The sequence below is a fragment of the Campylobacter concisus genome, assembly GCF_002913865.1.
Lineage (GTDB): Bacteria > Campylobacterota > Campylobacteria > Campylobacterales > Campylobacteraceae > Campylobacter_A > Campylobacter_A concisus_AM.
Genome location: NZ_POYX01000120.1, coordinates 1 through 8,828 on the forward strand (window position 1 = coordinate 1; position 8,828 = coordinate 8,828).

The following is an 8,828-nucleotide window of genomic DNA, read 5'->3' on the forward strand; positions in this document are numbered from 1 at the left end:
CTTGTGAGCTTTGCCTACATATTCGTCTATCCTAGAAGGATCTATAAATATAAATTTAAGATCGCCTATCCTAAAAATATCTCCTGGATTTATCACGCTTTCGTAATCATCAGGCAACTTCGAATAAGAATCGCTATAAAATATCTCGCATCCTTCATATCCGCAAATGGTAAAAACTCCCTCTTCAAAGCCTATATGAGCGTGCTTTGAAGCTATAGAGCCGCTTGTATCACTGCACGGAAATTTAACCGTATCTAGCGAGCCTATGTCCCCACCGTTTTCATCAAAAATGACATACTGCGCCAAAAAGCTCGAAGCTTTATCAAAATTTTGTATAACCGCTGCTATTTCTTGCATATTTTTTCCTTAATAAAGCATCTTTCTTGGTAAATCAATCGTTGGTATGATATTAATAAGCTCTAAAAGCTCTCCGCCATTTGGAGTAACTTCAAAGCCAAAATATGACTCTTTTTTACCATCAAAGTTAAGCGTACTAACGCCAATGCTGCTGAAATTTGAAGCCTTTAAGAGCTTGTACCAGCCCCACTCACCATCAAAGCTGATCTCTTTTTTATCACTGCCTGCATTTGAAACTGCATTAAATTTAAACTGCGTTGAGATATCAAAGCTTTTGCTTGATACAAGTAAATTTGATGGGATAGTATGATCATACGCCAAAGAGTTATTTGCGTAGCCTATATTTATGTGGCTGAAATTTGCCGATAGATCAACTGCTTTTAAGTTATAGTTTAGTTTTAGCTCGTCATTTGAATCAAGCATCAAATTTGAAATTCTATCGATATAAGCGATATTTTCTAGGAAACTTTTATTAAATCTTAGCTCTTTTGCATATTTTGGTCTTACTTTGTAGCCACTGCCTGTTTTGCTTAAAATTTGTTTTAGATACTTATCATAAAAGCTATTCCAAGTTCCGTCTTTGCCAAAAAATCTCTTAAATTCTTCGATACTAACGGCCTTTGCTGAGTTTTCATTAAATGGATAATAAGGTTTTATAAGACTTTCAAAGTCGTCAAGAACATCATCTTTATAAGCTGTTGCTAAAAGCGATGAAGCTCCGTTTTCTACCTGTTTCCAAGCAAGCTTTGATAGCTTTTGATAGTACTCATTTAGCTCATCTGGAAGCTTTTTAGCGTCATTGTTTAACACAATAAATGGGTCATTCTCATTTTTTATGCCATTTATCTCATAAACTATCTTGTCGTCACTGCTTTGAAGCATCTCAAAGTTATAGTCGCTAACTTTTTTATATACATTTGTGACGTCATTGCTGATAAGATCTAGCGATCCGTCAGAATTTAGCGCATGATAGTTTGTAAATTTAGTACTAAAGTCTGCAAATACACGTTTTATCTCGCTTGAAGCAAAACCTAGAGAGTAGATGTATTTTAGTAAATTTTCATCATTTAAATTTGTATTTTGATTAGTTAATTTTATAAGAGAATTTAGTGGGTTTTCTCTTTTTGACAAAATTTCAAGCTCATCGATAACCTCTTTTTTAGTAGCAAATTCATTTGGCTCGATCGCTCTTAAAATTTGGTTCCATTTATCAGCGTAGTTTTGCAAGTAAAGCTCCACAACTGCGATGCTTAGCTCTTTTTTCTCATTTGAGCTGATATCTTTTAAAGATGAGTTGGTATCCATCAGCCATGACTCGATGCCTGCGGTTTCATCGATGTTTGAGCTAAGTTTTGCCAAGAAATCTCTTAAATTTTCTTTTGTATAAATTTTATTAAATGGATTAAATGCCTCTTTTTCTTGAACTACCTGGTTTAAATTTTCAACCTCTTTTTTGATGTCGTAGAATGATTTTTCATCTTTAAATGAGATAAACTCAAGTATCGAGTAGAGCCTTTTTGCTCTTTGAACAGGTGTTAGCTTGGTATTTGCTGCACTTTGGGCGCTCTGATCTGCTGAAATGCTTAAATTTTTAGCATTTAAAATAGCTTCAATGTGTGCTAAAAACTCATCCTTGGCAACGCCATATTTTTCAAATTTATCCCAGTTTGCAGCTATCCAAATTTTAAATAGATCAACATTTGTATAGTTTTTATCAAAAAGTGAATCATACATATAAAAGGCTTTTATAAGCTTATCTGGGTCGCTCTCTGTTTTTAGGATATTTTCCATCTCAGTTAAAACTGTATTTTTGAAAAAGTCAGCGCTAAGATCGTAATAAAGCGCTTTAACAGGCGTAAAACCTTTATAAGAGGTATCAAGAGTGATGTACTCAAATTTAGTATCACCACTAAAGATCCTTGGATAGTCATTTAGACTTTGTTTTAGAAGATTTAAAAGCTCGATCTTTTGTGTAGCGGTAAGGTCTTTATACTTTTTGTTATCAAGATAGTTAGAAATTTTATCTACGTTGTTAGCCGCAGTTTGCTCTTTTGTATTTTTGATATTTAAAATATAACTAGAACCAAAATAAACTCCCACACAAAGTGCAGCCACTAGAGCGAAATTTATAAATTTAATAAATCTATTTTGAGCGCCAAATTTAGTTACATTTGCTTTAAAAGCGATCTCTTTTAAAAATGATTTTACAAAATAGCTTTGTTTGCTGTAATTATTTACCGCTCTAAGAAGTGGTTTTTTGATGCTATATTTATCACAAATTGTATTTGTAAGGTAGTTTATAGGGATATTTTCTTGATATGCACTTACAAAATAAACTCCATTTATAACAGATGTGTTTTTAAGAGCATTTTGAGAGCTTAGCTTTGTAACAAAGTCTTTTACCAACACGAAGAAATTTTCAAGCTGTTTTAAGAACAGATATGAGCGTTTTTTATCTTCTAGCATGTGCGAGATCGAGTTTTTGCTCATTAGATGTTTAAATAGTGAGTCGCTTAAGCCTTTAAGCTCTGTCTCAAGTGTTTGGGCGGTGAAATTTGAGTCTAAATTTATACCAAGAGCTTTATTTGCCACGTCTTCATTAAATAATTTGAAATAATCACCCATACCATCTATGAGGTCAAGCTTGCTAAAGACTACATAAATAGGAAATTTAATGCCAAGATGCTTCTCGCAGTCGTTTATCCTCTTTACCATATATCTGATAAGCTCGTCAAAATACTCTTGAGTGCCTTCTAGGAATTTTTTAGTATCGATGATAAGCACGGCGCCGCTTAGTCTTGAGTTAAAGTCATTTCTCTTTAAAAAGTGTAAAAACTCGTTCCAAACGCCTTTTTTAAGTAGATAGTCTCTGTTTTTCTCTACATCATCTTCAGGAAGCTCCTCTGTTGCGGTTGGCTGATAGAGACTCTCTTGCGCAAAGTGAATGCCCTCAGTATCTAATAGTGCTCCAAATTTTGATACATAAAGGTTAAAATTTGTCGTACTTTGATGTATCTTTTTATAAGTATCTAGGCTATCAGATAGAGGAAATTCGATATTTGAATAGTTTATAAAAGCACTTTTGCCAGCGCCCTCGTTGCCTATTATCATTATTAATGGCAATTTTTTGAAATTTATATCTTTTTTCCAAGTCGTTTTGGCATCTTTTAGCGAAAGTAAGAAATTTCTCTTTGCTTTGCCAAAACTATCCATTGACTCTTTTTTTATCTCTTTTAGTTTGTCGTTTTTCTCATCTTTGCGTGATGCAAAATAGTTCATCAGCGGTCTGAGCAAGACAAAAAACAATATAACTGCCCAAAAAGCAACTAGCACGCTAACTCGTGAACTAACGCTAGCAAAGCTATATATATCGTTAAATGCTACAAGCGGGGCATATAGCCAAAACAAAACACTAAGAGCGATAGAGGTTACTAAAACAACACTGTGTTTAAACCTAAAAAATGTGAAAAATCTGCGTAAGTAGTCGATAAATGCCATAGCTGCAAATCCTTTTACAAATAAATATATTTCTTTTATGTAATTATATCAGATTTTTTTGATTTTGGAGTTAAATTTTATGAACAAAGTCTAAATTTTATAAAATTTGACATTTTTTTATCATTTTTAAGCCTTGAACCAAAGCCAATTTGACTACTTGTATATTTTAACCCGAGCTTAAACTGCATCTTATGAGAGTAATTTATCTTCAAATATAAATCAGAAACAAATTCATCATTAGTAAAATAAGAAAGAGTCTCTTGTAGCTCCTTAAATTTATCTTTTTTTGGGAAGAAATTTACAGCCTCTTCGTACTCTATGCCATTTATAAAGACTGCGATCTTAGTTTGTTTTTCAAAAAGCTTTTTACCAAGGATGAAATTTTTACCAAGCGTCCTATTTTTATGGCCTAAAGAGTTTAAATTTGATGGAGCTATGAAAATTTGATTTGGTAAATTTTCAAGTATAAAAAGCTTGTCTTTTAGCCCAAAATGGCTCTGAAGCGCAAATTCAACCTCTTTTTTTGGCCTTCTTTGGCTAACTGCAAGTGGCGAAAATGGCAGAAATTTCTTTGCCAGCAGCTTATCTTTTATATTAAGCATATCAAGTAAGATCTTTGAAATTTTATCATCAAGCTCATCTTCAAAAGATCTTGCGTAGTTTTTCAGGCTAATGCTATCAAAAAATAGCCAAAGCAAGTAGTTGTCAAAAAAATCAAAAAATAACTCATAGCTATTGTCATTAGTCTTTGAAATTTTCTCTAAAATGTAGCTTGTTAGATGCGAGCCACTTCCTAAAAGACCCATAAAATTTACAATTATCTTTGTAAGCTCTTGCTCATCTAAGCTCTCAAGCTCTTTGATCGGGTAAGCAAAACTTGAGCTATTTTTTAAAAATATCTCGCTCCTATCCCTATCTTTTAGGATATTTTTTATCAATTTAAAAAAAGAAGCTTGACTTATCTCTTTGCTCATACTAGCTCTTTCATACCGCTTAAAAACCCATAATCAAATAAAATTTTGCTCTTTACACACTTTAACTTAAGCTCGCAAAATGAGTTAATGGAAGCAAATTTTGATAAAAACTTAGCCAAATTTATACCTAGGACATAGACATTTCCAAGGCTTTCAAACTCGCTCTCATCTATATAAAATATACAAAGCACTCCTCTTTTTGCAAAACCGCCATCGACCCTGTGGATCTGTTTTGTTTTTATCTCATAAAGTGAGCTAGAAAATTTCTTCAAAAACTCATCATCAGGCAGCATAAAAGCATTAAGCAGTGCTAGAAAAGAGCCCTTATTTAGTATGCTTTGATAGCTAAATGACAAGATACTAACTAGCCTCCAGAGTAAATTTCCATCTACATTTACACGTTTTACGCTAGTTGGGATGGTTAAATTTTTGGTTACTACGCCTTGGTGATTTTGGATTTTGTTTATCTCGCCTAGTTTTAGATTGGTTGGTAGATCGCCGTTACAGCAAAGCGTCTCGATGCTCACGGTCTGCTCTTTAGCGTCATTTTTAAAAAATGAAATTTCTTTGTAAGAGTTTAACTTCATATCTATTTTGTTGCTTACAAAGTAATAGTCCTTTGATCTTTGACTATTTAAAAACTCAAATCTCTCAAAGCTTTTGTAGTTTTTAAGTATCCTTTTTTCATTATTGCTGCTGTGAGCGACGACCTTTGTGATAGAGACTATCTCGTAAGCATTTATGCTTGAGCGGTCTATGAAAATTCTATATTCGCTTCGTTTGTTGTTATTTTGTATAGGCTCAGCGCCTTTTGCAAACAAATTTATCGCTGGCGTGGCAAAAAGAGAGAAATATTCTAGCCTTGGCACATAGCCATTTGGCATATCTTTTGAAAAGACAAATTTGATGTTAAAACTTTTTGCGTCAAATCTCTTTAAAAAACCAAGTCCGTTTATGCGGATGAAATTTAGTTTAGATGAAAAATATGAAAGCTCTTTTATAAGCTCAAATGCCTCAAAACCAAACTCATCGCTCTTTATCAAAGCTTCATCAAATTCATCCAAGCTAAGCTTATCAGCTCCAAGTTTTATCTCCTCATCGCTATCTTCAAAGCTTATAACTATAAATTTTAAGTAATTTTTTAGCCACATCAAAAGAGTTGAAGAGAAGTATATGTTATCGCCAAGATATAAATTTAAAAAATCAATATCAAGCTCTTTAGTGCTAAGCTCATCTTTGGTGATAGATATGTTTAAATTTAAAAGATAGTCGCTTTTGTTGTTTGACATGAAAGCTTTTGATATCTTTAATGGAAGCAAATTTACATCATATATCGTCTGAAATTTACAAGCTACGCCGTTTATAGGCTTTGACTCTATGATGCTGCCTTTTGGTATAAATTCTTTTTTTTCTGAAAAGTCATCTCTTAGAGCAAATTCTTGCATGCAAACTGAAGGGAAAGGATTGGTATAGCTTGGCATTAAGATATTTATCAAAGACTCAGCTATTAAGGGGATATTTTCATCTAGCTCTTGTCTGATCCTTGATGTTAAAATAGCCATATTTTCTATGATACTCTCAACATCAGGATCTTTGCTTTTAGTATCTAAAAATGGTGCAACTTTTGGGAAATTCTTTATAAAAAGAGCTCTTGTTTCGTCAAGATACGCCATCTCTTTTTGAAAATAAGCTAAATTATTTTCATTATAATCCATTATAAAATCTCACAATATCTATTGTTCTTAAAAATAACCTTTAGCAAATACTCTTTGAAATTGTCGTTTTTATGCTTATAGTTTATGTTAAAGATGATACGCCAAGGCTTTAGCGAGTCATCATAGCCGATAGAGGTTATCTCTATTCTATTTTCGTTTGAGGTGATTAGTTCATATATCGCCATGCCAAGTCTATGGCCAAGCTCGTTTATCTCGACCCCAACCGACCAAAGATCGATGATACTATCATTTAAACGACCGTAGTTTCCCAGCCTTGAGTTTAAGATAGTATCGATATGATCTTTGATGTCGCTGTCTAGATCTTTAAAATATGGACGAAATTTTGACTCATCACTAAATTCATATAAAATTTTATCTATCAGCGACATACTTAAATTTACTCTTTATCCAGCTTACCAACCAAAGAAAGCTCGAAATTTGCCCCCATAAATTTAAAGTGAGGTCTAGCTAGAAGCTCTATCTTATACCAGCCTGGCTCGCCAGCTATATCGCTAACGATGACTTTTGCGCTTCTAAATGGTCTTCTGCTTCTTACATCAGCTGGTGGATTTTCCTGATCTGAGATGTACTGTCTTAGCCACTCATTTAAGCCACGCTCAACATCACTGCGCTCTTTCCAAGTACCAATCTCTTCTCTTTGAAGTACTTTTAGATAGTGAGCCAAACGAGAGATCAAAAATACATATGGAAGCTGTGTGCCAAGTCTGAAATTTGTCTCAGCAGCTTTGCCTTCTGGAGTATTTGGGAAAACTTTAGGTTTTAGCACTGAGTTTGCAGAGAAAAACGCTGCGTTATTGCTATCACGTCTTAGTGTAAGCGTAATAAAGCCATTTTCTGCAAGCTCAAATTCTCTTCTATCTGTGATCAAAACTTCGGTTGGAATTTTTGTCTGAACGCTTCCGTAGTTTTCATAAGTATAAGTTGGTAGGTCTTTTACAGCGCCGCCACCTTTTGGTCCGATGATGTTTCCGCACCATCTATAGTCCGCAAAACTCTCTGTAAGTCTTGTAGCAAACGCATAAGCGCCATTACCCCAAAGCATATCATCGTGCTTATCGACGCTTTCGCGGTAGTTAAAGCTTTTTATAGGATTGTCTTCTGGGATATATGGAGATCTAGTAAGAAATCTATTTACCATACAACCTGTGTATTTTGCGTCTTCATTCTCTCTAAAAGTTCTCCACCTTGTGTATTGTGGGCCTTCAAGTAGGCTCTTTAGATCTTTTATGTTTTCAAGCTCACCAAAGTTATCAAGTCCGAAGAATTTAGAAGATAGCGAAGTTAGAAGTGGAGAGTGGCTCATCGCTGCAATTGACGACATTTTGTTTAAGAAAGTCATATCTTGATTTGACTTATCTAGCTCATAATCAGCAACTATCGCACCAACTGGCTCACCACCAAATTGACCATACTCAGCTGAGTAAATTTGCTTATAAAGTGTGCTTTGAGTTATATCTAGATTGTTTTCAAAGTCATCTAAAATTTCTTCTTTTGTAGCGTCTAAAAGATCGATCTTTACATTTTCGTTGAAATTTGTTCTCTCGACTAAAAATCTAATGCCACGCCACGTAGATTCTAGCTCTTGGAAAGATTTATTGTGTAAAATTTCATCCATCTGAGCTGATAAAAGCGTATCTATGTGGGCTATCATCTCATCAAGCGCAAGCTTATTTATCTTCTCTTCAGCATTATTTGTTGTGATGACATTTGAGATAAACTCGGCAACTCCTTGCTTTACTACGCTATAACTTTCATCATCTTTTGTATATTTGCTCCTTTGCATTATGCTTTCAATGATAGGAGTTTTTACTTTAGTTTCAGACATTTTTATTCCTTATCTTTTTCGTCTTTAAGCTCTAAAAGAAGCTGTTTTCTACTATCTTCATCCTTAATAGCCTCTAAAACTGCTTTTCTAAAATCAGGCATATTGCCCATAGGTCCTTTTAACGCAACTAAAGCTTTTCTAAGCTGCAATAGCTTCTTTAGCTCAGGTACTTGGTTGATGATATTGTCTGGATTGAAATCCTGAATGCTTTCAAAGTTAAGATCGATATTTAGATCTTCGCTACCAGAATTTAGTCTATTTTTCACTGAAAATTCAGTATGAATGTCCAAACTTTTCATAACCTGATCGAAATTTATCTTATTTATAGAGACAACTTCGCGATCTTCAAGTGGAGTTTGGTTTTCACCAGTTAAATTTGAAACTACCATCAGCTTTAACGGAAGCTCAACATCTGCTTCTTGGTTGTTTGTTTTGGTT

General features: G+C 34.0%; 6 protein-coding genes and 1 pseudogene. All 7 read right to left on the reverse strand.

The features are described 5' to 3' along the window. Positions 1-357 (reverse strand): annotated as a pseudogene (locus CYP77_RS07565) (FHA domain-containing protein); the annotation flags it as partial. Positions 358-366: 9 nt separating this feature from the next. Beyond that, on the reverse strand, positions 367-3,855 hold the full coding sequence (gene tssM / locus CYP77_RS07570; RefSeq protein WP_103599732.1) for a type VI secretion system membrane subunit TssM: 3,489 nt from the start codon (positions 3,853-3,855) through the stop codon (positions 367-369). A 77-nt stretch (positions 3,856-3,932) separates the two neighbouring features. Further along, the gene (locus CYP77_RS07575) at positions 3,933-4,829 is read right to left on the reverse strand and encodes a type VI secretion system baseplate subunit TssG (protein WP_103565635.1); all 897 of its coding nucleotides are present in this window, start codon (positions 4,827-4,829) and stop codon (positions 3,933-3,935) included. Continuing rightward, positions 4,826-6,544: a type VI secretion system baseplate subunit TssF gene (tssF, locus tag CYP77_RS07580; protein WP_103565633.1), complete on the reverse strand. Its 1,719-nt coding sequence runs from the start codon at positions 6,542-6,544 to the stop codon at positions 4,826-4,828. The genes CYP77_RS07575 and tssF overlap by 4 nt, the downstream gene beginning before the upstream one ends. Beyond that, entirely contained in the window at positions 6,544-6,933 is a 390-nt protein-coding gene (locus CYP77_RS07585; RefSeq protein WP_012001091.1) for a hypothetical protein, read from the reverse strand. The genes tssF and CYP77_RS07585 overlap by 1 nt, the downstream gene beginning before the upstream one ends. Before the next feature lie 8 nt (positions 6,934-6,941). Beyond that, complete coding sequence (tssC, locus tag CYP77_RS07590) at positions 6,942-8,390, reverse strand: type VI secretion system contractile sheath large subunit (protein ID WP_103565630.1); 1,449 nt, start codon at positions 8,388-8,390, stop codon at positions 6,942-6,944. 2 nt (positions 8,391-8,392) lie between these two features. Further along, positions 8,393-8,828: type VI secretion system contractile sheath small subunit (tssB, locus tag CYP77_RS07595; protein WP_103599733.1), on the reverse strand; the 436-nt coding region annotated here is incomplete at its 5' end.